Origin of the sequence: Methylocella tundrae (assembly GCF_038024855.1) — a bacterium.
In the GTDB taxonomy this organism is placed as follows: Bacteria; Pseudomonadota; Alphaproteobacteria; order Rhizobiales; family Beijerinckiaceae; genus Methylocapsa; species Methylocapsa tundrae.
This window is the reverse complement of the sequence record NZ_CP139088.1, coordinates 280,577-303,952: the sequence shown is the minus strand read 5'-3', so window position 1 is coordinate 303,952 and position 23,376 is coordinate 280,577. Positions and strand designations below refer to the sequence as shown.

Sequence of the window (23,376 nt, the reverse complement as noted above, 5' to 3'; positions counted from 1 at the left end):
GTCGATATCCGAATTCGGCTGGAGCGGCATCTGCGGAGTTTTACCAATATTGGAAAGTTTACCGCATTTCTTAAAACTGGACCGATTCTCTAGGCGCTGCAAGCGCTTTTGAGTTAACGAAGAGTTAACGCTGAGGATAGACGCCTGCTGTTGTTAGCCTTGGCTAACAATTATATATCGCTGGGCGATCGCTACGCATCCCCGTTTGTTAGCCGCGGCTAACTCTTGATGCGTGGCAAATAGCGCTCAATCCCTAAGCGCCGCGCATTATGACAGGATGTATTTCAACATCATTGAGCGCGCCGCGAGCCTGCCAGATCTGCGCTGTTGAAATTTCGCCTGGGGGCCGCGCCTGACCGGATCGGAGGCCCGCCGCCTTGGTCGTCCCACGACACGGGCCCCCACTTGAGCCATTAGCGAATCCGCCCGGGCAGACGCCCGGATGCGCCCACCCGTCTCACATCCCCTGAAGGATAGCGCCGCAGTTACGAGGAATATGCTAAAGGCGGCGCCAGGAGGAGCTTGAAACGCAGCAAGGACGAGCAGGCGTCTATGCCATAGGCTCAAGGATTTCGATGTCAGAACAGCGATACATCAGATTATAACGGCCGCAACCAGGCCGTGCGCATTTCCATCGAATTCGAACTCCCTGATGATCGAGCCGACCGTGCGCGCGAGCACATTGGCGCTACTCGCGGTCTTGGAGCCGATCGACGCGGATATTCTGGAGATTGAGGACGATCCCGCCAAACCCAAAGACGTCTTCTGACGCGCTACTTGCTCGACACCAGCGTCACCGCAGGCTCATCAAAAATCACCGGGGCAGGGCGCGCCAAATTCCCTGGGTCGGAGAGGACAACATCTACGCCACCATCAGTGTCGCAGCGGAACTCGGCGATCGGCGCAAAGAAAGAAACTCGACGGCACTGATCTGCTGATCGCCGCGCATGCCTGCGCTCGACGCCGTCGTCACGCAAACATGCGCGAGTTTCGATGCTTACGCTCGAGAATTGGCTCCCGCAGCAGCTCATTTGGGCCGCATAGGATAGTGGTTCGCAAATCCAGTGAGAGGAAAGCTGTCGGCCGCCACCCGCGGTACGCCAGGCTCAAGACGGCCTCATCACTGTCGCCAATCCGAGTTTCTTCGCGCGATCGAGAAGGTTTTTGACGGAGGAGGGCGACCAGTGGGCGCCGCCGCGCGGGGTGCGCTCGCGCATCGCTTCGAGCTGGGCGGCGATCTCGCGCAGGCTCATGTCTGGATCGCCCATGGCGATGCCTGAAACCAGCGTCGTCAGGCGGTCTTCCGCGGGCTTGCGCCGCGCGCGCTCGATGAGGCGCGGCTCGGCCAGATGCTCCCGGACGAGACGCCGCACCGCGCGGCGCAGGCGCTCGACCGTCCAGGGTCGCACGGGGCGCTTCAGATTGAGCACGCGCACGACGTCCTCCCAAGGGTGATCGGGACGCATCCGGCGCACCGTCGGCAGCCAGACGTCGACGGACGCGAGCAGGGCGTCGACATAGGTTTTTGCGCGAGCGTCGGACACTTTCCGCAAAGCCTCGGGGCGACGCTCGCGCAGGCCCGGATTGCCAGAGCGCCTGCCCCGCGCCTGCGCGGCCTTGATCCCGGCCTTGGTTCTCTCCGAAATCAGCGCCCGCTCGAGCTGCGCCACGGCGCCCAGCACCTGCAGCGAAAACATGCCCTGCGGCGTCGAAGTGTCGATCGGATCACGCAGCGAGCGGAAATGCGCGCCGCGGTCTTCCAGTCGCTCGATGGTGTCAAGGAGGTGGCTCACCGAGCGCGCAAGGCGGTCGAGGCGGACCACGACGAGCACGTCGCCGGCCCTTATATCCCGCATGAGCCGGGCAAGCTCAGGCCGCGTCCGTGAGGCGCCGGAGCCGGTCTCGCGATAGATCGCGTCGCAGCCGGCGAGGTTGAGTTCGTCGGTCTGCGCGTCGGTCGCCTGATCCTCGGTCGAGACACGTGCGTAGCCGATGAGGCGGCCGCGCGGGGCAGGGGAGGCGTTTCGTGTCGCCGACCGGCGCATATTACAGTCCTTTAGACCCCAATGCGGGACATTGCCGGCCGAATCAGCGCTTCGCGCGGCTGCCCAGACCGTTTGTACAAATTCATAGGTTATCAGTAAATGACCGTTTATCGGCGTTGCTAACTGGCCAAACGCGCGCCTTCGCGCCGCTCGCCAGAGGCAAAAGAGCGTCTTTTTCATCCGCCAGAGCAGGGCAGGGGAGGGCGCGCGGCCCGGAAGGCGTGCTTACAGCTGGAACGCGCTTCGCTGGACCCTCTATGAAACAGGCTACTGCCATGTTAACTTGATTGTGCTTGTTCTCGATGTTGATTCTTCTCATGTTTTACGCCTTTCCGCAAAGCCCCGCAAAATCCGCCCAGGCCGCGCCGGGCCGGACTTCCCACGCGGCCGTCGCCGCCGCCGATCTCGCCAGCCTCCTCGTTCCGCTGTCGGCCGCCGACGACGCGCTCGCCCGCCTCGACGAACGCTTGCGCGCGAGCCCTGTGCGTGACGGCTGGATGGCCCGCGCCGATTTCACCGAGAGCTGCGCCGCCCTTTGGGCCGAGGGCGAACTCGTCCATCTCGAAGACCTCGTCCTCAATGACGCCGGCATGGACGCGCGCAGCCCCAGCCATGCGCTGACCCGCGCCTGCGCCTATCTGAACCTCCGCCGAAAAGCCTTCGCGCTCGATCCCAGGACGCCGCTGTCGCCCACGACGCTGCTCCGCCTCGCCGGCCGCGCCGCGCCGGCGCCATCGGCTGAAATGCCTGAAGACGACGAGAGCGACAGGGTGACGGCGGACGATCGCGACGATCGACAAGACGCGGATCTTGCCGCCGCGCTCGCCGGACTCACCGCCGCGACAAAGGCGGCGGTGGGCGCGCTGGAGTGCGCCGGCGCAACGCCGCTCGCGCCGTCAAAAGACGCCTTCGTCTATGATGAAGAATGGGACGAGGCCGGGCGCCTCGCGGCCTGGCGTCACGGCGTTGCGGACATCGACGACTTGCCGCCGCTTCTCGGCGCGCTCACCTTGGCGCACTCCTGGCGCGAGCTTGAGCCGATCCAGCGCCAGGGTTGGCTCGCGCCGCTCCTCGCCGCTCTGCATCTGCGCCGGCGCGGCCGCGCGAAAGCCCATCTCTTATGCCTCCATCTCGGCTTTCGCGCGCTTAGGCCAAAGCCGGGATCGGCCAAAACCATGACGGCCCGCCTCCATCAGGGCCTCGCCATCGTCGAGGCCGCCGCCCGCGAGGGCCTCGCCCAGCACGACCGCCTGATGCTGGCGCGCCAGCTTCTCGAGCGAAAATGCAAGGGCCGCAGGGCGTCCTCAAACATGCCGCGCCTCGCCGAGCTTCTTATCAGCAGGCCGGTCGCTACCGTGCCACTCATCGCCAGAGAGCTCGGCGTCAGCCAACAGGCCGCCCAGGGCCTCGTCGCCGAGATCGGCCCAGGGCTGCGCGAAATCACCGGCCGCAAACGCTACCGCGCATGGGCCGTCGGGTGAGGCTGGCCCGCGCGCACATAGCGCTGCGTCCAGCGCCCACGGGCTTTTGAAGCTCGCGGAACAGACGGATCATACAATCATCGAGGACAACGTCTTCGCTGAGTTCCCGCGCCGCGCCTTGCGGCTGTCGATGGCCTGGATCGCGTCGTCCACGTCATTCGTCGGCGGCCATTTTTCCGCCTACCTCCTTTTCTCCGTTCTGAAGGACGTCGATTATCGAAAGCTTATCGACGGACTGCGCGAACGCCTGCCGCATGCGACGGGCAAGACAAGCGCGCGGCTGAAATCCATCGGGATCGCGCCATGGATCGAGCCTCGGGCCGGCATATTCCTGTGGGGCCGCCTCGCTGAAGGTCTCGACCCCGCCGACATTGCGCGCCGCGCGCTTGCCAGCGACATCGTCGTTGCGCCGGGCAATGTGTTCGGCCGTTCTCAGTCTGCGTGCAATTTCCTGGGCTTCAACGTGTCTCAATGCGCCGAGCCTCGGATCTTCAAAATGATCGCCGCGACGATCGGCAAATGAGATGAAAGATTTCCCTTCTCGCCGCCCGTAGCCCGCCTGCCAATATGATGGCGATCGTCTTCCTGTTTTGGTACATAGGTCATGTGCGCATATCCAGCCGACGGCCGCAAACCCGCGCAACGAGCAAATTGTCGATTTCCGCCGAGAATTGGCTCTGACTCATATTTGCTGCGGTTCGCCGGGACGCTCTTGCTGATTCGTCGGAGGAGCTGTGAATGGGTCAGCAATTTCAACGCGCCAGCCTGGCGCCAGATGGCTTTGCAGTTGATGGTGTCACGGTGGAAGGCGCCCGGGTCCAGATCCGGTTGCGGTCCCTTCGGCCGTTTGGTCATTGTCCAGATTGCGGTCGAAGAAGCGGCCGGATTCAGAGTCGGTATTTGCGCCGCCCCGCCGACCTTCCCCTTGGCGGCCGCCAAGTCGAACTGATGGTTATTGCGCGACGGTTCTGGTGCGACGCGGTTTTGTGCGGTCGGCGCATCTTTTGCGAACGATTTGAGACTGGCGTCCTTTCCCCATACGGCCGGCGCACCGGAAGGCTTGAGACTATCGTCCATCATCTCGGTCTGGCCTTGGGTGGCAGACCTGCGGCGGCTTTCGCCCTTCGCTTGATGATGCCCGTCAGCAACGACACGCTTCTGCGTGTCGTGCGTCGCCGCAGCACCCAGACCGATGGCGCCGAGCTTACGGTCATCGGCATTGACGACTTCGCGTTTCGTCGAGGACAGACCTATGGAACGATCGTCTGCGATCTTGAGCGCCGTCGCCCCGTGATCTTGTTGCCAGATCGGGCGCTGGACACCTCTCGGGCGTGGCTGGCTGAGCGGCCTTCAATACTTACGGTCGCCCGGGACCGGGGCGGCGGTTACGGCGAGGCCATCGCCAAAGCCCTGCCGCACGCTGAACAAGTCGCGGATCGTTGGCATCTCCTGGAGAACTCGAGCCGGGCCTTTCTCGATGCGGTTGGCAAATCCATGCGGCAGATCAGAAAGGCCATCGGCAGCAGCGTCATAGATCCCAAGCTTCTCACCTGTGCTGAGCGCCTCCAGTACCAGGGATATCTGCGTCGGCAGGAGACAAATGAGGCCATTCTGAAAATGTCGAAGCAAGGCGCCCCAATCAGGCAAATCGTGAGGGAGACGGGACACAGCCGCAAGCTTGTTCGCGACGTCCTGCGCGGCCAGCGGACGGATGTCTTCCGGACAAAGCCCAGTTCGCTGGATAGCTGGTCGCCCTGGCTGAATGAGCGCTGGGAGAAAGGGGAGCGCAATGCGCTGGCGCTTTGGCGCGAAATGCGTGTGGCGGGCTTTTCCGGGCGAAGCGGCGTGGTGTCACAATGGGCGCAACGCAGACGCCTTGCGGAAAAGGCAGGTCAAAACGCGCTGGCGCGAACGCCGTCAGCTCGGATCATCGCCCGTCTAATGACGTCGGCACGTGACGACCTGACAAAGTCTGAAGCCATTCTGGTGGCGGCCATTGAAGGAAATGTCCAGGATCTGGTTGTTGCTCGCGAGGCCATCATGGAGTTCCAATCCATGATCCGATCAAAGGCGGCCGCCAAGCTGGACGCGTGGCTCGAAGCTGGGAAGGGAACCCTTGTCGGATCTTTCGCCAATGGTGTCGAGAAAGATCTGGCCGCCGTCCGAAATGCGATCATCTCGCCCTGGTCCAATGGACAGACGGAGGGGCAGATCACTCGTCTGAAACTCATCAAACGCCAGATGTACGGGCGCGCCAAAATCGATCTGCTTCAGGCGCGACTGATCGGCGCGGGGTAGCTGATCGCCTTCAGCAAAAATGCGTCAGAGCCAGTTCTCAGTGGAAATCAACACCCCCGACCAATCAGCCAGGGGGAGGTGACAGCTGTAAATTCGCGCGCAAACTGCTCCGCGCCAAGCGGGATGTTGCCGCCGCCAAAGCATTTTTCCGTCGGGCATTCAAGAGCCAGGGCCGACTGCCGCGCGCCATCACGCTTGATTGCTGCCAGGCCTCGCATCGGGCGGTGCGGGAGTTTCTCGGCGAACATCAGCGCGGCAAGCGGACCAAAATAAGGTCCTCGAAATACCTGAACAACCTGATCGAGCGGGATCACCGCTCGATCAAAACTCGATTGGGTCCAATGCTTGGATTGAAGCGCTTTCGGAGCGCCTCAATCACGATCTCCGGTATTGAACTCATGCGTCGGATCAAAAAGGGCCAGTTCACACTCGGCGCACTTCGCAACAAAGACAACAGGGCGCGCCCGCAATCTTGAATGCAGTCCTCGCTGCCTGAGCCGACTCATCCCCTGACGTTTCGTTTCGTTGATTCCGACAGTTTGCACCACAACCACTTAGCTGCGTTTTGGAACAGATTCCGCCGTGACCCCTGAATTGTCGTCGCGGTTAGCCTGCATCGGCGGACATGGGACAGTTCCATAAGAGCAAAAAACGCAGCAATCGCCCGCCAACGGGTTCAGCAATGCGCCGCATCCCTTGCACTCATAAAAGAACTGGCAGGAGTCGTTTGGCATTGTTTCGACTGTCTGATACCCGCACTTTGGACAGGTCAGCGTTGATTCTGGCTGCATTATCGATCGCGTCCCATGTTGCTTTGCGCTAAGCATAGCACGGGAGATCGGGGCGGCGCGAGCGTCAGTCAATGGCCTCGATTTTCAATCTGAGACACTACCCGCTAGTGGCGCCCAAGCGGCGCAACAATATGCCGAGATACTGAAGAGCATTGAGGCTCGATAAATTTGCGCAATCCGACATACGGTTTACGCCGTTTCTGTGCAGGATGGCGCTTCGACAGTTTGATGCCCTGTTAGCAAGCGCTCCGTCGTTACCGCGCGTCGCGCGCGCCGATGAGCATAGGCCCGTAGCTCAGAACGAACCCTCCGAAGGCGGCGATCCAGAAGCATGCCGAGATGATGAGAAGCGGCATGGTCCAGCCCGCGTGGAGGGCGGCGGCGACGCGTGTGATCGCGGCGAGGCTGACAAGGATATATATCAGGCGTGTGGCGCTATCCGCCGCCAGATCGCGTCCGGTGTGGCCGCGCGTGGCACGCGTCATCACCGCCAGAATCATTGTGCCGATCGCCCCCGCCGTGAGGGCGTGAATGGCGGCGCTTTGCGGCAGATCGGCATCGAGCATGGAAAGACCCAGCAAGGCGGCGCCGAGAACCAGCCACGCATAGCCGATATGGAGAATGATGAGCAGCGGCTCCGCAGCCGTCGCGCCGCCGCGCCAGCGCAGCAGACGCCAGAAATTGAGCGCCGCGCCGAGCAGAAGCACAAGGCCAATCGCGCCGAAAGTCGGAAAGAACGCCCAGCCGAACAGGCCCGCATGCAGGACGCCGAGGGAGGCCCGGTCGATGCTCTTGGAGACGGCGGGGAGATTGGCGCCCGGGCGCTTGGCCAGCCAGTTGCGGGTAAAGCTCGGCACGATCCGGCCGGCCACCACTGAAACCAGCACGATCACGGCGGCAAGCCCGAGACGCCATCCGAGCCCTGTTGGGACGGCGACGCCGGCAGCCTCAAGGTGCATCAAGAGATTGGCGACGCCGAGAACGGTCACCGGCGCGACCATCGGCAGATTGCGCCAGTTATGGCCGGCGACGATCTCGCGAGCGGCGACCCCAACCAGAAGCGCCGGGAAGGACAGATCCGCGGCGATGGCGAGCCACGCCGGAACGAGCGATGAAACCAGACAGGCGATGCGGCCGAGCAGCCACAGCGCGGCCAGCAGCGCCAGCGGCGCGCCACTGACGGGAAGCCGTCGGGTCCAGTTCGGGATGGCGGTGAGCAGGAAGCCTGCGATGGCCGCCATCACGAAGCCGAAGAGCATTTCATGAATGTGCCAGTTGAGCGGATCGAAGCGGCTCGGCGGCGCAGATCCCGTGACAAGCATGACGATCCAGAGCGCGAGCGCTCCCGCCGACCAGAGGCCGGCCGCCAGAAAGAATGGCCGGAAGCCCTGCGTCAGAAGGGCCGGCGCCGCGCGATTCACCGGGTCTTTTGCGGCGACGTTCATGGCGCGTCTGGAGGTGCGATTTTGAACGGCTGCCAGAAGCAGTTCTGCCGGCTCATCGTCAGGCCTTCCTGTCTTGAAAAGGCTTGATCGGCTCAGGACCGTCGATGAGCGGATCGAGCGGGAAGCGGGCGCGGGCCGCAGCCGCGTCTTCGATGTGCAAGACGTCGCCGCGGATGAGCATTCCGAACTTCGCCATCCCGGCCAGGGCGCGCGAGAACGTCTCGCGCGTCATGCCGAGCTGCGAGGCGATGAGGCGCTTCTCGAGCGGCAGCCGGACGGCGATGCCTGTATGAGATTGTCCGAATAGCGCGACGAGATAGCAGCCGACCCGCTCTTCCGCGGAGCGCAGCTTCAGGTTTTTCTGCATGCGCACCTGGCGCCGGAACTGCGCGGCTTGCCGGCCCAGAATCGCGCGGCAGAAGGCGTGATCCGACGCGATGGCCTCCCGGAACGCTTCCGCCCGGATCAGAAGAAGGTGGGCTTCCTCATAGACGCGCGCCCGCATCAGATAGGGCCGATCGCCGATGACGGCGGCGGGAATGACGAGATCGACCGGCAGCAACAGTTCGATAAGGGTCTCGACCTGATTGCGTATGCCTAAAAGCTCGATGCTGCCGGCGAGGAGGAACTGCGCAAAGACCGGCGTCTCCGCTTGCTCGAGCAGCACGCTTCCGGCTGGCACGCGATGCAGCAGAGCCTCCGCCGCCAACGCATCCAGCGTTTCAGTTTGAACCTCATGCAGCCAGCCAATATCCTGGAGCGCCTCACGCGCGGAAGACCAAGACGCCAGATCTGGAGCATTTGCGGGCGCGACAGCCGGGGCTGCGCCGTGCGGTCGATCGGATGGCAGATCCATTTCCATTCGGCTGTCTTCCTTCCTCTCCCGGGGCCAGAATGCGTTCTAATGTGACTTATATCACGCTACTTTGCTAATCACATCATTTCTTGCATTGATATAGATCAATGTAAGCATGCATCGGGATCTGCAAGATTCATTGTCAGCTCAATTTCCCGCCCACCGCGAGCGTTGCACTCAATCGAATCCAAAGGAGGCCAGTTATGGAGCGCCTGACCACGGCTGCCGCTCGCAACATTTTTTATGGCGGATCCATCTTCTTCTTCATCGTCTTCGCGCTGCTGGTCGGCAACAGCTTCATACAGGCGCGGATCATGGAGCAGACCAACCCGATCAGCGCCGAGGCTGCGCACGGCAAGCGCATCTGGGAACAGAAGGCCTGTTTCGACTGCCACACCTTGTTCGGCGAGGGCGCCCGCTTCGCGCCCGAGATCGGCAAGGTTTGGCTCAAATATGGAGGCGCTAAGGATCCCGCCGGCGCCGAGGAGGCGCTGAAAGGCTGGTTCGCCGCCCAGCCTACAGGCGTGCCTGGCCGTCATCAGATGCCGCAGTTCCATCTTTCCGATTCCGACATGCATGATCTGATCGCTTTCCTGCGCTGGACGAGCGCAGTCGACACCCAGAATTGGCCTCCCCATGCTCCCAAGTAGCCGCCCCGGCACGGCACTCGCCCAAGGACACCGGTCATGAAATATCAATCGCAAAGCGTCGCCTTACCGTACTTCGTAGGCGCGCTCGTCATCTTCGCGCTTCAACTCGTGTTCGGCCTGATCGGCGCGACAATGTATATCGCGCCCAATCTGATCCCGACGGAGATCCTGCCGTTCAGCGTCGTGCGCATGATTCACACCAACGCACTGATCGTGTGGCTCCTGCTCGGCTTCTTCGGCTCGACCTTCTACCTGCTGCCTGAGGAGACCGAGCGCGAACTCTATTCGCCGATGCTCGCGCGCGTGCAGTTCTGGGTGTTTTTCGTCGCGGCAGTCGTGATCGTCGTCGGCTATCTTTTCGGCAATTACGACGGCCGTTCCTATCTGGAGCAGCCGATCTACCTCAAGGTCGGCATCGTGCTGGTCGTCCTGATGTTTCTCTACAATACCTCGCTCACCGTGCTGCGCGGGCGTCGCACCGTCATCACCGGCATCCTGATGCTTGGGCTGTGGGGCATCGCGGTGTTCTTCCTATTCGCCTTCTACGTTCCGGCCAACGTCGTCATCGACAAGATGTTCTGGTGGTGGGTGGTGCATCTCTGGGTGGAGGGCGTGTGGGAACTGGTCATGGCCAGCATTCTCGCATTCCTGCTGATCAAGCTCACCGGCGTCGATCGCGAGGTGATGGAGAAATGGCTCTACGTCATCATCGGCGCCGCCTTGTTCTCCGGAATTCTCGGCACCGGCCACCACTATTACTGGATCGGCACGCCCGGTTACTGGCAGTGGCTCGGCAGCGTCTTCGGTGCGGTGGAGCCGCTACCCTTCTTCGCCATGGTGCTGTTTGCCTTCGCGATGGTTTGGAAGGGGCAGCGCCAGCACCCGAACCACGCCGCGCTGCTGTGGTCTCTCGGCTGCGCCGTAGCCGCGTTCTTCGGCGCCGGCGTGCTCGGCTTCCTGCACAACCTGGCGCCGATCAACTACTATACCCACGGGACGCAGATCACGGCTGCGCATGGCCATCTCGCCTTCTTTGGCGCCTACGCAATGGTCAACCTCGCGATGATCACCTACGCCATGCCGCCGCTGCTCGGCCGCGCGCCGTACAATCAGTGGCTTAACGTCATCAGCTTCTGGATCATGACCACCGGCGTCGGCGTGATGACGTCGGCGCTGCTGTTCGCCGGCGTATTGCAAACGCATCTCGAACGGGTCCAGGGCCAGGACTATATGGACGTCCAGCAGCAGCTGACGCTGTTTTACTGGATCCGGCTGATCGGCGGCGTTCTCACCGCGACCGGCCTGGCGCTCTTCATGATCGCGATCCTCGTGCCAGGCCGCCGCCGGGCGGCGGACACGGCGTTCGTTCCTGCCGAATAATGTTAACCGGTCCGGCGTCCAGCCAGGGCGCTGGACCTTAAGGAGCAGAAACTGATGTCAGTCGCCCTGGCGCAGACCGAAGCCGCGATCCCGTTCTATTTGCCGAACGGTCAGGAATGCGCGCTGTTCGAGCACGCGTTCCGCAATCGCTTGCCGCTGCTGCTGAAAGGTCCGACGGGCAGCGGCAAGACCCGGTTCGTCGCCCATATGGCGGCGCGGCTCGGGGCTCAGCTCATCACCATCGCTTGCCATGACGATCTAACCGCCGCCGATCTAACCGGGCGCTACCTGCTGCGCGGCGGCGATACGGTATGGGTGGACGGGCCGTTAACCCGCGCTGTCCGTCACGGCGGGATCTGCTACCTCGACGAGGTGGTGGAGGCGCGCAAGGATGTGGCGGTGGTGCTGCATCCGCTGACCGATGATCGCCGCATCCTGCCGCTCGACCGCACTGGCGAGACGCTGGCGGCGCCGGACGATTTCATGCTTGTCGCATCCTATAATCCGGGCTACCAGACGGTGCTGAAATCGCTGAAGCCGAGCACCCGGCAACGTTTCATCGCGCTCGAGTTTTCCTACCCGCGCGAGGAAGCTGAACTCACCATCATCGCTTCCGAAAGCGGACTACCGCCGGTGCGGTGCCGGCCGCTTGTGCTGCTGGCGCAACGCTTACGGGCGCTTGCCGATGTCGATCTGGAGGAAGGCTGCTCGACCCGGCTTTTAGTCTATGCGGCAACGCTGATCGCCAGCGGCATGCGTATCGAGGATGCAGTGCTGGCGGCAATGATCGAGCCTCTGACCGACGATGTCGAGACGCGGCGCGGCCTGATTGAACTCGCCCAGGTGACGCTCGGTTGATGTGGGGTTGATCCGGTGAAATCTCTTTTCTCCCTGCTGGAGCCTGAGGAATTCGTCGGCAAGCTTTGGCACGATATTGCAGGCGGCGCGCCCGCGCAAAAGCATTTTCCCGAGGCTGCGGTGGCCTTCGAGGAGGTGCGTCAGCCTCTTGCGGTGCTTTTCCGGGGTCTTGGCGGCGCGCCGGGTCTTCGTCTCGCCGTCGCCGGGGAGATGGGCCCCGCGCATCGGCCAACGCTTCGTCAGCGCATCGCCGGCGCTCACCGCCTGACCGTCGCGCGCCGGAACGGCCAGGCGCTGTACTTACCGCCGCTGATCGATTCGTATCCGAACCGGGCGGAGAACCGCGCGCTTTATGTCTGGCTCGCCGCCTTCTTCGCCCATCTGCCCCTGCGCCCGCCCGAACCGTTCAGCGTCGCGCGCGATGTCGCCTTCCTGCAAGATGTACGCGCGGCGACGGAGGCGACGCTGACGGCGGCGCCGGGCCTTGTTGCGGTTCACGCCACGCTGTGCGCTTCCGTCCTGCGTGGCCGGCCCCAGCGCCGCCTTCCAGCAGCCGAGGCGGCGGTCGAACAGGCGATCCGGGCGCTTCTCGGTCAGGGCGGCGAACTTGATTTCGCCGCAGCCTGTATACGGGCGCTGGGCGAATCGGCTCGCGCCTATCGTCCATTCTTGCCAGCGCCGCTCTGGGGGGAGGCGCGGACCGCGGCGGATGGCGCGGCGCCGGCGATCGGTGAGGAGGACGCGCGCTCCAACGCCGCCAGCGGCGATGAGCGCACCCGAGAGGCCCGCCGCAGCCAGCAGGAACAGACCGAGCGCCGGGATTATTTGGCCCTGAACCGTTTTGAAAAACTTCTGACCATGGCGGAGTCGATGAACCTCGCCCGGCCCGTCGAGGATGATGACGAAGATAGCGCGCGCCGCGCCGCCGAGAATGCCGGCGAAATCGTGCTTTCCCCACACGGCAGGCGCGCCGCGACGCGACTCAAGCTCGAGCTTGACCTAGCGTCCGCGGCCGTTGCAGAGGGCGCTGCGGCGGAGGGGCTGCGTTATCCCGAATGGGACTGGCGCCGCCACGTCTATCGCGCCGGTTACTGCCGGGTCCGCGCCGCCCCAGCGCCGGCGGGAGACGCGGCCTGGCGGCCAACGCCCGAAACTCTGCGCCGCATCCACCGCGTGCGCCGCCAGTTTGAGGCGTTGCAGCCGCGGTATGAGACGATACGGGCGCAGATCGACGGCGACGAACTGGATCTGGAAGCGCTCGTGCGCGCGCGCGCGGATTTTTCCGCGGGTGGCGCGCCATCGGAGCGCATCTACCAGACGACCCGTAAGCAGACGCGCGATCTTGCGGTGGCGCTGCTGGTGGATGCCTCACTGTCGACGGAAGCCTGGGTCGGGACGCAGCGCGTGATCGACATTGCGCGCGAAGCAGCGCTGCTGTTCTGCCACGCGCTGGATGCCGGCGGCGATGCAAATGCTGTCTATTCATTCACCTCCAAGGGCCGCAATGACGTGCGCGTCGATGTTGTGAAGGAATTTTCCGAGGCGCTGTCGCCAATGGTGGTGCAGCGAGTTGGCGCGCTGAAGCCAGGTCACTACACGCGTATCGGGGCAGCGCTGCGCCATGTCACGGCGGAACTGGCGTCGCAGCCGGCGCGGCGGCGGCTGCTTCTCGTGCTGACCGACGGCAAACCGAATGACTGCGACCACTACGAGGGACGTTTTGGCGTGGAGGATGCGCGGCGCGCCGTCCAGGAAGCCCGACGCGCCGGGGCCAGCGTATTCGGCGTCACCATTGACGCCCGCGCGCAGGTCCATTTCCCGGTTCTGTTCGGCCGAGGCGGCTTCGCCATTATCGCCGATCCAGCGCGATTGCCGCCAATAATGCCTCTGCTTTTGAGGCACATTATGTTCGGTTAAGCAAACGCCTAGATTCGTTACGGAAAAAGTCCATGAGCCTGAAAACTCAACTCAAACGAGGGGTTTGAAAATGGCGCTGAATCTTCCGAAATTTGCTCTCTCCCGCGGGGCACAATCAGTACTCGTCAGTGGCGCTGGTCCTTGTTTCCAGTGGACTGTGGCAAAGCAAGCTTCTCAGTGAATTCCCGCTTTGCATTTCCTCACACAAGATGGCGGGTTCTGTCGCAAACTGTTCTTGGCGGAGACCTGGGGGTATGATCGCTGGAAACGGGTCTGGCGGAATAGCACGATGATCGAGTTCAAGGGCAGCCATTTTGAACGTGAGGTAATCCTCTGGGGCGTTCGCTGGTACGTGGCATATCCAATAAGCTATCGGCAGCTCGAGGAAATGATGGAAGAGCGCGGCGTCGAGGTTGACCATTCCACGCTCAATCGTTGGGTCGTGAAATACGCCCCGTTGCTGGATCAGCAATCTCGCGCCCGCAAGCGTTCGGTTGGCTCCAGCTGGCGATTGGACGAGACCTATGTGAAGGTCAAAGGCTCCTGGAAATATCTGTATCGTGCAGTCGATAATGCTGGCGCCACCGTAGACTTCCTGCTGACCGCCAAGCGGGATCGTAATGCCGCCTTGCGGTTCCTGCGCAAGGCGATCGGCCATCATGGCGTTCCCAAGAAGATCACGATCGACAAGAGCGGCGCCAACACGGCGGCGATCGAAAGCTCCAACGCGGAACATGAGGCGGACATCGAAATCCGTCGGATCAAATATTTAAACAACATTGTCGAACAGGACCACCGAGCCGTCAAACGAGTGGTGCGGCCGATGATGGGGTTCAAATCCTTTCGGTCAGCGGCGCCAACTCTTGCCGGAGTCGAACTCTTGCACATGATCCGCAAGGGCCAGTTGCGCGCGAGGGGTACATTGAGTCCGGCGCAGCAGTTCTATGCGCTGGCTGGATAAACCAATTCGTCATCCCGGACCTTCCTCGCCCACAGAGACAATTTGCGACAGAACCTAGCGGCTCGTCGGCCCGACCCCTTGTCGGCGCGGCCGTCATTGCGGTAGCCAAATCACCTCTCCTTTGCTCTCTTCCTCCTTTCGTGATTCACTGCGGCGCGAACACGAAATCATTTGATGCGAGCGATCGGATGCCGGCGATGGACGCGATCAAAGTCGTGCTGAGGGCGTGCGATCCGGCGCTCAATCGCCACCGGTCCTGGGTTGTCGAAGCAGGGCTTGATCTTTTTGGAAATTGGACGGCGCGTGTCCTTCCCGCATCGGCAACCGGGGCCGTGCGATCCCGCGCGAATTCGCGTCGAAAGAGGAGATCTGGGCGTTTGTGCGGAAGGGGCTCAGGCGCCGCTGCTCAGCCGTGCGGCGTTGCGGCGTTCTCTATCGCGTACTTGACGCCTCACCGGACGGCCGGCCATTCGTTGCGGGTGTGGGATTGGACTGGGAGAGCCGCGCAGCAGAACGCGGAAACGCTATTTCCGGCGGAGGCGCGCTGGACCGTGATAAGCTGCGCCGAGGTCCAGGCGTTTCCTACAGACTTATACGTGGATAGATGCGCCTGTAGGGCGCGCCCCCGGGGCGCTCGTTACCTCATCACCCCGGCGACAGTGGTTGACGCCGACGACTCAGGGGAGGGGGCGGATGATCCAAAATCTCGGGATCTACGCCGCACGTCGCCATTGGCGGCAAATCACGCCATTACCCTAGGTCGTAGTGACGATTTACCTTAGCACTATGGCGATAGCGGCGAGGAGAACGAAGCCTCGGTAGTTGGCGATGAGCTTGTCGTATCTTGTCGCGACCCGTCGAAACTGCTTCAACTTGTTGAAGAAACGCTCGACGAGATTGCGCTCCTTGTAGAGCGCCTTGTCGTAGTGGAGCGGCGCGCGGCGATTGGATTTCGATGGGATGACGGGTTTGGCCCCGCATTCGAGGACAGCCTGGCGCAAGTGATTGGCGTCATAACCCTTGTCGGCGATGACGGCTTCGGCCTCGAAGCCTTCGATCAGGGCGTGCGCCTTGGTGATGTCGTTGCGCTGGCCTGGCCCGAACAGCAGGCGGACGGGATTGCCGAGCGCGTCGGTCGCGGCGTGGATCTTGGTGCTCAGGCCACCGCGAGATCGCCCCAAACCTTGGGCATCCGCCCCCCTTTGGCGATTCTTGCGCCGGCAGCGTGCTGGTGAGCCCGCACGATGGTTGAATCGATCATCAGCCATTCGAGGTCGGCTTCGGTGGTGAGCGCTTTCAGAAACCCATCCAACGCGCCTCGCTCGATCCAGCGGTAATAGCGTCGTTTCACCGCTTGATGGTCGCCGAAGCGCTCGGGCAGGTCGCGCCAGCGCCCGCCCGAGCGGGCCATCCATAACAGCGCATCGACGAAGCGCCGGTTATCACAGCGCGGCCCGCGCTGACCGGCCCTGCCGCCCGGCACGAGGTCGCAAAGCCGCTCCCATTGATCGTCGCGTAGCGCATCGACATCCCGAATCATCAGAGCTGATCTCCAAAAATCAGCCTTGAATCATGGAAAACGACCGCCGAGAATCCCTCCAGCGAGGAATTCGTCACTACGATCTAGTAAGGAAACGCTATCGCAGCGTCTCAGCCTCAGCGAACGGCAGGTTCAACGTTATATCGCGGTATGGGAACAGGAAGATCTCGTCCGGCGCATTGAGCGTCGCGCTAGCAACGGCGGCAAGTTCAGCAACACCCACGACTTGTCCGGTCTAGGTGTTTGGTCGCGGGGAGTCATGACGCTAAGCTGAGCCGGAAGGCAGAGGAGGCGTTATGGCAAGCATTCTTCATGGCAGCGCCCGAACAACGCCGCGAGTTCGAGCCGAACTCCAAGCGTCGAAAGAGGCGGCGAGCGTCCTCGCCAAGCGGTATGGGCTGAGCCGGACGACGGTAAACAAATGGCGCTCGCGATCCGGGGACAGCCGACGCGCCAATGGGACCGCGGGACTGTCGCAGCACCGTTCTGACGCCGATCGAGGACGCCATGATCGTCGCCTTTCGTCAGCGGACGCTCCTGCCGCTCGATGACGTCATGGGATGCCTTCGTGACAGCATCCCGAAGCTGACGCGATCGAGCCGGCGCCGCTGCCTCGTGCGCCATGGCGTTTCTCGTGCCGGCCAGCGAGACGATGACGAAGCGCGGCCGCTTCGCCGAGACGACGATCGGCTATGTCCACATCGACAGCCGTGAGCTGCGCCACGCGGACGGTAAGATCCACATATCCCTCGCGATTGATCGCGTCCCGAAGTTCACCTTCGTCGAGTTCTACGAGAAGGCCGGAAAGATGAATGCCGCCGCCTTTCTGGAACACGCCATCGAAGCCTTCCCTTATAAGATCCACACGGTGCTCACCGACAACGGCATCGCCTTCGCCGATCTGCCGAAAAATCGGACCGGACCGAACAGCGTCTTTGTCGGCCTCCACATCTTCGGCCGCACCTGCGTCGAGTACGGCATCACACATAAGCTGACCAAACCCTATCATCCGTGGACCAATGGTCAGGCCGAGCGAATGAACCGCACGATCAAGGACGCGACGATCAAAGCGTTCCATTATCCGGACATCGAAAGCTTGAAAGCCCACGTCCTCGCCTTCGTGAAGACCTACAATTTTGCCAAGCATCTGAATGCTTTGAGATGGAAAACGCCATTCGAGGCGATCGCTCATGCCTGGACAACCAACCCATCCATCTTCAAGATCAACCCGCGTTACCTCATTCCGGGACCAAACACCTAAAAGAACTCCACGCCGCTTCAGCGTCAGATGATATTCAGCTAATTCTCGGAGCGTCCCGCTCAAAGCGGCGAGATAGAACGCGGAACCTCAGGTGATGATCATGGAAGAACGATCAAGCCAAACAGACAAGTCGATAAGCGAGAATGAAAACGAAGTAACCCTTACGATCTCGCCCGAAAAAGCTGCTTTATTATCATTAAGGCGCGCGAATTCGACGCCAAAGATGAAGTGACTGAGCCGGATCCGGGATCGAATCCCTCCGATGACATGGGCGCCGCTGTCCTCGAAGATCACGGCGACGACCCTGTCGTCGAAGAGCTCACATCTCTCATCAATTCGTTGTCGGAGGACGAACAAATTGATCTCGTGGCGCTCGCGTGGCTAGGGCGGGGGGACTATTCTGCCAATGATTGGGCAACAGTGCGCGAGGAGGCGGCTGGCGCTCACAATGAACGGACGGCCGACTATCTTCTAGGCACCCCGCTGCTGCCCGATTTCCTGGAGGAAGGCCTCTCGATGCTGGATTATTCCTGCGAGGAATTCGAAATCAGCCGGCTCTGACGCAGCCGTTGACAGTGCCCTCTGATTTGCCCAATGGACTCCGGGATGGCGGAGATGAGTGAGCGTTGCGCGATAGCTCGCGTGAGCACTGGCAACCGCGCGAAGATCACGTCATAGTGGCAGCGCATAGGCATGGCTGAAAAGGACTGTCTCTCGCTTGGAGGTTTGTATCAGATCCCACCCGCTTGCCGCCCTCCCGCATGAAGGGCTCATCCTTGATTGCTCTCAACCGTCCGCGGCCAAAGAACCGCGTTTGAGTCAGCGGAGATCGTCATGATCGAACATATAGCGCGAGCATACGACACGGACCTGCGAGAACTTGAGCTCAAGATCGCGGAGATGAGCCGTCTCAACGAGACGCAGATCGTGCAAGCCATCGAGGCACTCACGAAGCGCGACGTTGCGCTCGCCAAGCAAGTGATAGCGGCCGATGATCAGATCGACGCGCTGCAGAGAGAAATCGAGGAAAAAGCGGTCGCCGCCATTGCGCGGCGGCAACCGATGGCAATCGATTTGAGGGCGATCGTCGGTGCATTGCGTATCTCGAGTGATCTCGAACGGATCGGAGATCTTGCGGAGACTCTCGCGAGGCGGGCAGTGCTCCTGAATGGTGAGACCCATATTGATGACGTCGTTCTGCAGCTCCAGCGAATGGCGCAGCTCGCGCTCGCGCAATTGACGCGGGTGACCCAAAGCTACGAACGACGTGATGACGCCGCAGCGCTAGAGGTATGGCGCAAGGATCAAGAGATCGATGCCCTGCATAATTCGATGTTTCGCGAGCTGCTCACATATATGATAGAGAACCCGCGCAATATTACATTCTGCACACATATGCTGTTTTGCGCGAAAGGCATCGAGCGCATTGGCGACCATCTCACCAACGTTGCGGAGACGGTCTATTACATCGTGCACGGGCATACTCTTTTAACCGAGCGTCCCCATGTAGAGCTGAACAGTAAATAAACTTTTCCGCAGATCGTGCGATGTGGTGAGAAACGGAGCGTTCGGGAGTTCGACGCGGAGACGTCTTGGCGACCCGATAGCGTCAAGGCCGGTCCTTCACAAGCGATTAGGGCCTGTTCATGAATTGTTTGATGCAGCTTGATATGCGTCAATAACCAGAACAGGAGCTATGACATCCTTCGTCACGACTGGCTCTGTTACGTCCTGCGGCTTGCCGGCTCGTGCTCAAAGAACCGCATGAGCATCACCGCACGGGCGCACTCTACGAGATGAGCGCTTCCCCCCCGCTGGCCGTCGGTTCCTGCGTGACCTTCGCCAAGAAAATCGGTGAGAACCGGAGACGAGCACGGTGAAGTTGCTCGGAAACCACGGAGTGCGGGCATGATCGAATGCATCGAGCCAGCTGCGAATAGCGCCAAATGGGAGCACTTTCCGCACGACGCGGACATTGGCGTGCGGGGGATCGGTCGGACGGCGGCGGAAGCGTTCGAAGAGGCGGCTTACGCACTCACCGCCACCGTCACGCAGGCCAAGGTCGCGCCCAAGCTTCTGGTCGAGGTGAGATGTGAGTCGCCGGACGTCGAGCTCTTATTCGTCGAATGGCTCAACACGATCATCTACGAAATGGCCGTGCGGCGGATGTTGTTCGGGCGCTTCGCTGTGCGCATCGAAGGCTTGCAGGCCACAGAGTCGCGCGTCGAAAACTTGCGCCTTGAGGGGAGGTTATGGGGTGAGCCCGTCGATGTTGCGCGGCATCGCCCTGCCTGCGAGCCGAAAGGCGCGACCTACACGGCGCTGAAAGTCGGCCTGGACGACAATGGAATCTGGACAGCAGGCTGCGTCGTAGACGTCTGAAGGAGAAGCCCGATGGACCCTGCTCGTTTCACGCGCGTCGACGCCACGACCTGGCGCATCGAGCCCCAGGGCTCAATGCATGTGCCCGCAATCATTTACGCCGATGAAAGCCTGATCAGCGGCATGGACGACAAGGTCTACGAACAGGCTGTCAACGTCTCGAAGCTGCCGGGAATCGTCCAGGGCTCCTACGTCATGCCGGACGCCCATTGGGGTTACGGTTTCCCGATCGGCGGCGTCGCAGCCTTCGACCCGGAGCAGGGCGGCGTCGTATCAGCAGGCGGCGTCGGCTTCGACATCTCCTGCGGCGTGCGCACCATGCTGACCGGCTTGTCCGTCACCGATACTCTGCTCGTCCAGAAGACGCTCGCTGACTCACTGTCCCGCCAGATCCCGCCGCAGCGGGAAACACGAGCGGCCATTCCCAATCGGCGCGTACTGCGGCCATGAACGAATCCGTTACAAGAACAGAGAGATTGAAATGGCGGAGCTGGCCCGGCTGCTGTTTGGCGCGGATAAACTCTTCAATGTCAGTGTGGTCGCAGCGAAGCGTCGCCATCATGGCGCCGCGGCGTGCGCCAGTGGAAAGGATCGTGGCGCACATCGCGTCCCATACCCGCATGAAGGAGACGGGACCGGAGGCCGTGCTGCCGACGCCGCGCGCCCGCGCGCCCCGCGGGCGCAAGGTCGAGAAGTCGCACCCGATGCCGCCGCCCTGCTGCATGGTCACGGCGCTTTCTTGCAAGGCGTGGAAGATACTAAGGATCGAATCCTCAATCGTTCCCATGACGAAGCAGTTGAAGAGCGTGACGTTGCGCTCGGTCCCAGCCCCAGCCTGAATGCGACCGCCGGGCAGGAACCTGAAATCTTGCAAGATGGCGAAAAAACGATCTTCCCAGGCTGCCGCATCCTTGGGTTCGATCATTGCGAGCGCATGGGCGATCCGCCGCCATGTGTCGGCGACCGTTTGCTCCCGCATGTCACGGCCAATGTATTGGTATTTCGTCTCCCAAACATGTTGAGAGATCTCGGCGCCAAAGTCGTCCATGGCTAAACTCTAGGTCCGTGAAGCGAAGCCGATTGACCAATCTATACGAGCAGACCTAGAGCCACATTGAGACATATCAAGAATGCATGAAAAGGCTAACAGTGACCGACAACCTTGCTAAGCGGAAGCGATGCAATAACCTGATAGCCGCCATTGTCTCGTTCCGGAGATCGAAAGAATTCAATGGACTGAACCTGCTGCGTGTACGCCAATCTCTGATCAATTGGGTGCTCGTGAGCGATCATTCGTCCTTCTTTCCGGATACGCGCAAGCGTCACATGCGGCCTAAATGGTTTTTCGTCTGTTTGATTGAAGGCAGCGAGAAGGTGTTTTTGCAGTCCACGAAGCTCATCTGTAGCGGCGCACTCCGCCCATAAGAATTTTGGCCATTCAAGGGTTGGCGCATAATGCAATAGCTCGAAAACTAGGTCGTAGTGACGATTTACCTTAGCACTATGGCGATAGCGGCGAGGAGAACGAAGCCTCGGTAGTTGGCGATGAGCTTGTCGTATCTTGTCGCGACCCGTCGAAACTGCTTCAACTTGTTGAAGAAACGCTCGACGAGATTGCGCTCCTTGTAGAGCGCCTTGTCGTAGTGGAGCGGCGCGCGGCGATTGGCTTTCGATGGGATGACGGGTTTGGCCCCGCATTCGAGGACAGCCTGGCGCAAGTGATTGGCGTCATAACCCTTGTCGGCGATGACGGCTTCGGCCTCGAAGCCTTCGATCAGGGCGTGCGCCTTGGTGATGTCGTTGCGCTGGCCTGGCCCGAACAGCAGGCGGACGGGATTGCCGAGCGCGTCGGTCGCGGCGTGGATCTTGGTGCTCAGGCCACCGCGAGATCGCCCCAAACCTTGGGCATCCGCCCCCCTTTGGCGATTCTTGCGCCGGCAGCGTGCTGGTGAGCCCGCACGATGGTTGAATCGATCATCAGCCATTCGAGGTCGGCTTCGGTGGTGAGCGCTTTCAGAAACCCATCCAACGCGCCTCGCTCGATCCAGCGGTAATAGCGTCGTTTCACCGCTTGATGGTCGCCGAAGCGCTCGGGCAGGTCGCGCCAGCGCCCGCCCGAGCGGGCCATCCATAACAGCGCATCGACGAAGCGCCGGTTATCACAGCGCGGCCCGCGCTGACCGGCCCTGCCGCCCGGCACGAGGTCGCAAAGCCGCTCCCATTGATCGTCGCGTAGCGCATCGACATCCCGAATCATCAGAGCTGATCTCCAAAAATCAGCCTTGAATCATGGAAAACGACCGCCGAGAATCCCTCCAGCGAGGAATTCGTCACTACGATCTAGGTTGAAGCTGCCAAAAGGCTGGAGCGCATGACGCAGTCCCTCGACGGCGTCGGCGATGTTCGTTTCGGTCCATGGCGGAACCAGAGTGAGATGAATATCCGCAGCGCGGATAAGCCGAACAGGGTAAATTTCAAGCGAACGCGCGATTGTTGCGAACTGCCGGGCAATCTCTGGATCAACTCTGATGCCGATAAAGACGCGGGCGCCGGGACGCTCATCTGATCGGATCGCGCCGACCCGCCCGAGTGCGCCCTCCGGAGGCGCTGCGTCAGTTGCTCTATTTGGCATTGTGCGGCGCCATTCCGTTTCAGCAGTCAAGCGTTTTCCGATTGATATAGACTTTTCAAGAACTGGGCATGGAGGTCGTGATCGTCCACTTATAGCGGCTACCGCTTCCCTCCCGAGATCATCCAGCAGGCGATCTGACTCTATGTCCGGTTTACCCTGAGCTTCCGACGCGGGCTTGATCCAACCGTGCGGCGTCTGTTCATCATCACTTTCTGGTATAGAGCGCTTCGGCGTCGGAGCCAAAAAGACACGATGACCTGGGCGCGAATGACGAAACTGGCGAATGACTGGCTCCCAATGCCGCTTATCCTTCATCCCTGGCCAAGCGAACGCTTCGCCGTCGAACACCCGGGGTGGGAGCCGGATGCCCGAATTGGGCACGTCCGGTTCCGTGCGGGGGGCGCTCAGAAATGAGCGTCCCTACCGCGAGCCCTCGACGCTTTGCTTTCAGAGCGCAGCGTCACCCGAGCCGCCGCGCGCATCGGCGTTGGACAGTCGGCGATGAGCCACAATCTCTCGCGCCTGCGCGCTATTTGGCGACGAGCTCCTGACCGCGCATGGTTCGCCATGGTGGCGGCCTTTTCGAGCGTCCCGCCGTTCTTGAGATAGGCGGTGATGCCCGTGGCGCGGAACGTGTGATTGCGGATCTTCGTTTCGATCTCGGCCACCGCGGCGCGGCGGTGGATCATGGCGTAGGTCTTGGCTTGGGGCAGGGGCGTCGTGATGAGCTTCCTTGTGTCTCGGTCGATCGAGGCGGAACAGCGGGCCTTTTGGATCGTCAGCGAGCCCGCAGCCGTCGATATAGGCGTGAAGATAGGCTACGAGATTGTGACGGCAGGGCCGGCTATTCGGCAACGCCTATCAGGGGCAATCGACAGG

The 23,376-nt window shown here is 61.6% G+C and carries 15 protein-coding genes and 8 pseudogenes; 15 read left to right on the top strand and 8 right to left on the bottom strand.

What is annotated here, in order from left to right:
• Positions 1 to 1,106: 1,106 nt before the first annotated feature.
• Complete coding sequence (locus tag SIN04_RS02375; RefSeq protein ID WP_134493075.1) at positions 1,107 to 2,045, bottom strand: recombinase family protein; 939 nt, start codon at positions 2,043 to 2,045, stop codon at positions 1,107 to 1,109.
• A gap of 302 nt (positions 2,046 to 2,347) precedes the next feature.
• Between SIN04_RS02375 and SIN04_RS02370 the strand changes: the two genes are divergently transcribed.
• The 4 genes and pseudogenes from SIN04_RS02370 to SIN04_RS20200 form a co-directional block, all read left to right on the top strand.
• On the top strand, positions 2,348 to 3,526 hold the full coding sequence (locus SIN04_RS02370) for an RHE_PE00001 family protein (RefSeq protein WP_134493073.1): 1,179 nt from the start codon (positions 2,348 to 2,350) through the stop codon (positions 3,524 to 3,526).
• A 46-nt stretch (positions 3,527 to 3,572) separates the two neighbouring features.
• A complete protein-coding gene (locus SIN04_RS02365) occupies positions 3,573 to 4,049 on the top strand; it encodes a hypothetical protein (RefSeq protein ID WP_134493071.1) in 477 nt (158 codons plus the stop codon).
• 215 nt (positions 4,050 to 4,264) lie between these two features.
• Entirely contained in the window at positions 4,265 to 5,824 is a 1,560-nt protein-coding gene (locus tag SIN04_RS02360; RefSeq protein ID WP_322847415.1) for an ISL3 family transposase, read from the top strand.
• 104 nt (positions 5,825 to 5,928) lie between these two features.
• Positions 5,929 to 6,320: pseudogene (locus SIN04_RS20200) on the top strand (DDE-type integrase/transposase/recombinase); the annotation flags it as partial.
• Positions 6,321 to 6,378: 58 nt separating this feature from the next.
• Here the strand turns inward: SIN04_RS20200 and SIN04_RS02350 are convergent.
• The 3 genes from SIN04_RS02350 to SIN04_RS02340 all read right to left on the bottom strand — a co-directional run bounded on the left by SIN04_RS02350 (position 6,379) and on the right by SIN04_RS02340 (position 8,922).
• Positions 6,379 to 6,615 carry a GDCCVxC domain-containing (seleno)protein gene (locus SIN04_RS02350; RefSeq protein ID WP_244606042.1) on the bottom strand — a complete coding sequence of 79 codons (237 nt, stop codon included), beginning with the start codon at positions 6,613 to 6,615 and terminating at the stop codon, positions 6,379 to 6,381.
• A gap of 254 nt (positions 6,616 to 6,869) precedes the next feature.
• Entirely contained in the window at positions 6,870 to 8,060 is a 1,191-nt protein-coding gene (locus tag SIN04_RS02345; protein ID WP_134493068.1) for an NnrS family protein, read from the bottom strand.
• Between the two features lie 58 nt (positions 8,061 to 8,118).
• The gene (locus SIN04_RS02340) at positions 8,119 to 8,922 is read right to left on the bottom strand and encodes a helix-turn-helix domain-containing protein (protein ID WP_134493066.1); all 804 of its coding nucleotides are present in this window, start codon (positions 8,920 to 8,922) and stop codon (positions 8,119 to 8,121) included.
• Positions 8,923 to 9,119: 197 nt separating this feature from the next.
• Here SIN04_RS02340 and SIN04_RS02335 point away from each other — a divergent pair, with 197 nt between their 5' ends.
• The 5 genes from SIN04_RS02335 to SIN04_RS02315 all read left to right on the top strand — a co-directional run bounded on the left by SIN04_RS02335 (position 9,120) and on the right by SIN04_RS02315 (position 14,682).
• Entirely contained in the window at positions 9,120 to 9,566 is a 447-nt protein-coding gene (locus SIN04_RS02335; protein WP_322847414.1) for a cytochrome c, read from the top strand.
• 36 nt (positions 9,567 to 9,602) lie between these two features.
• Positions 9,603 to 10,946: a cbb3-type cytochrome c oxidase subunit I gene (locus tag SIN04_RS02330; RefSeq protein WP_322847413.1), complete on the top strand. Its 1,344-nt coding sequence runs from the start codon at positions 9,603 to 9,605 to the stop codon at positions 10,944 to 10,946.
• Positions 10,947 to 11,000: 54 nt separating this feature from the next.
• The gene (locus SIN04_RS02325; protein WP_134493064.1) at positions 11,001 to 11,804 is read left to right on the top strand and encodes a CbbQ/NirQ/NorQ/GpvN family protein; all 804 of its coding nucleotides are present in this window, start codon (positions 11,001 to 11,003) and stop codon (positions 11,802 to 11,804) included.
• A gap of 15 nt (positions 11,805 to 11,819) precedes the next feature.
• A complete protein-coding gene (locus tag SIN04_RS02320) occupies positions 11,820 to 13,721 on the top strand; it encodes a nitric oxide reductase activation protein NorD (RefSeq protein ID WP_134493062.1) in 1,902 nt (633 codons plus the stop codon).
• Between the two features lie 289 nt (positions 13,722 to 14,010).
• Positions 14,011 to 14,682: an IS6 family transposase gene (locus SIN04_RS02315; protein WP_134493060.1), complete on the top strand. Its 672-nt coding sequence runs from the start codon at positions 14,011 to 14,013 to the stop codon at positions 14,680 to 14,682.
• A 773-nt stretch (positions 14,683 to 15,455) separates the two neighbouring features.
• Here SIN04_RS02315 and SIN04_RS02310 read toward each other — a convergent pair.
• Positions 15,456 to 16,222, bottom strand: a pseudogene (locus SIN04_RS02310) (IS5 family transposase).
• Positions 16,223 to 16,518: 296 nt separating this feature from the next.
• Between SIN04_RS02310 and SIN04_RS02305 the strand changes: the two are divergent.
• The 5 genes and pseudogenes from SIN04_RS02305 to SIN04_RS02285 all read left to right on the top strand — a co-directional run.
• Positions 16,519 to 17,483, top strand: a pseudogene (locus SIN04_RS02305) (IS481 family transposase).
• 100 nt (positions 17,484 to 17,583) lie between these two features.
• Positions 17,584 to 18,044: pseudogene (locus tag SIN04_RS02300) on the top strand (DUF3775 domain-containing protein).
• A gap of 339 nt (positions 18,045 to 18,383) precedes the next feature.
• Positions 18,384 to 19,010, top strand: coding sequence for a phosphate signaling complex protein PhoU (gene phoU, locus SIN04_RS02295; protein WP_341263909.1), 627 nt, complete (start codon positions 18,384 to 18,386; stop codon positions 19,008 to 19,010).
• Positions 19,011 to 19,391: 381 nt separating this feature from the next.
• Positions 19,392 to 19,865 carry an archease gene (locus tag SIN04_RS02290; RefSeq protein WP_134493054.1) on the top strand — a complete coding sequence of 158 codons (474 nt, stop codon included), beginning with the start codon at positions 19,392 to 19,394 and terminating at the stop codon, positions 19,863 to 19,865.
• Between the two features lie 12 nt (positions 19,866 to 19,877).
• Positions 19,878 to 20,261, top strand: a pseudogene (locus tag SIN04_RS02285) (RtcB family protein); the annotation flags it as partial.
• A gap of 10 nt (positions 20,262 to 20,271) precedes the next feature.
• Here SIN04_RS02285 and SIN04_RS02280 read toward each other — a convergent pair.
• The 3 genes and pseudogenes from SIN04_RS02280 to SIN04_RS20195 form a co-directional block, all read right to left on the bottom strand.
• Positions 20,272 to 20,844 (bottom strand): annotated as a pseudogene (locus SIN04_RS02280) (ribonucleotide reductase N-terminal alpha domain-containing protein); the annotation flags it as partial.
• Positions 20,845 to 21,355: 511 nt separating this feature from the next.
• Positions 21,356 to 22,122 (bottom strand): annotated as a pseudogene (locus SIN04_RS02275) (IS5 family transposase).
• Between the two features lie 30 nt (positions 22,123 to 22,152).
• On the bottom strand, positions 22,153 to 22,845 hold the full coding sequence (locus SIN04_RS20195; protein WP_166796067.1) for a hypothetical protein: 693 nt from the start codon (positions 22,843 to 22,845) through the stop codon (positions 22,153 to 22,155).
• Between the two features lie 81 nt (positions 22,846 to 22,926).
• Between SIN04_RS20195 and SIN04_RS02260 the strand changes: the two are divergent.
• Positions 22,927 to 23,050, top strand: a pseudogene (locus SIN04_RS02260) (LysR family transcriptional regulator); the annotation flags it as partial.
• Positions 23,051 to 23,376: the final 326 nt, after the last annotated feature.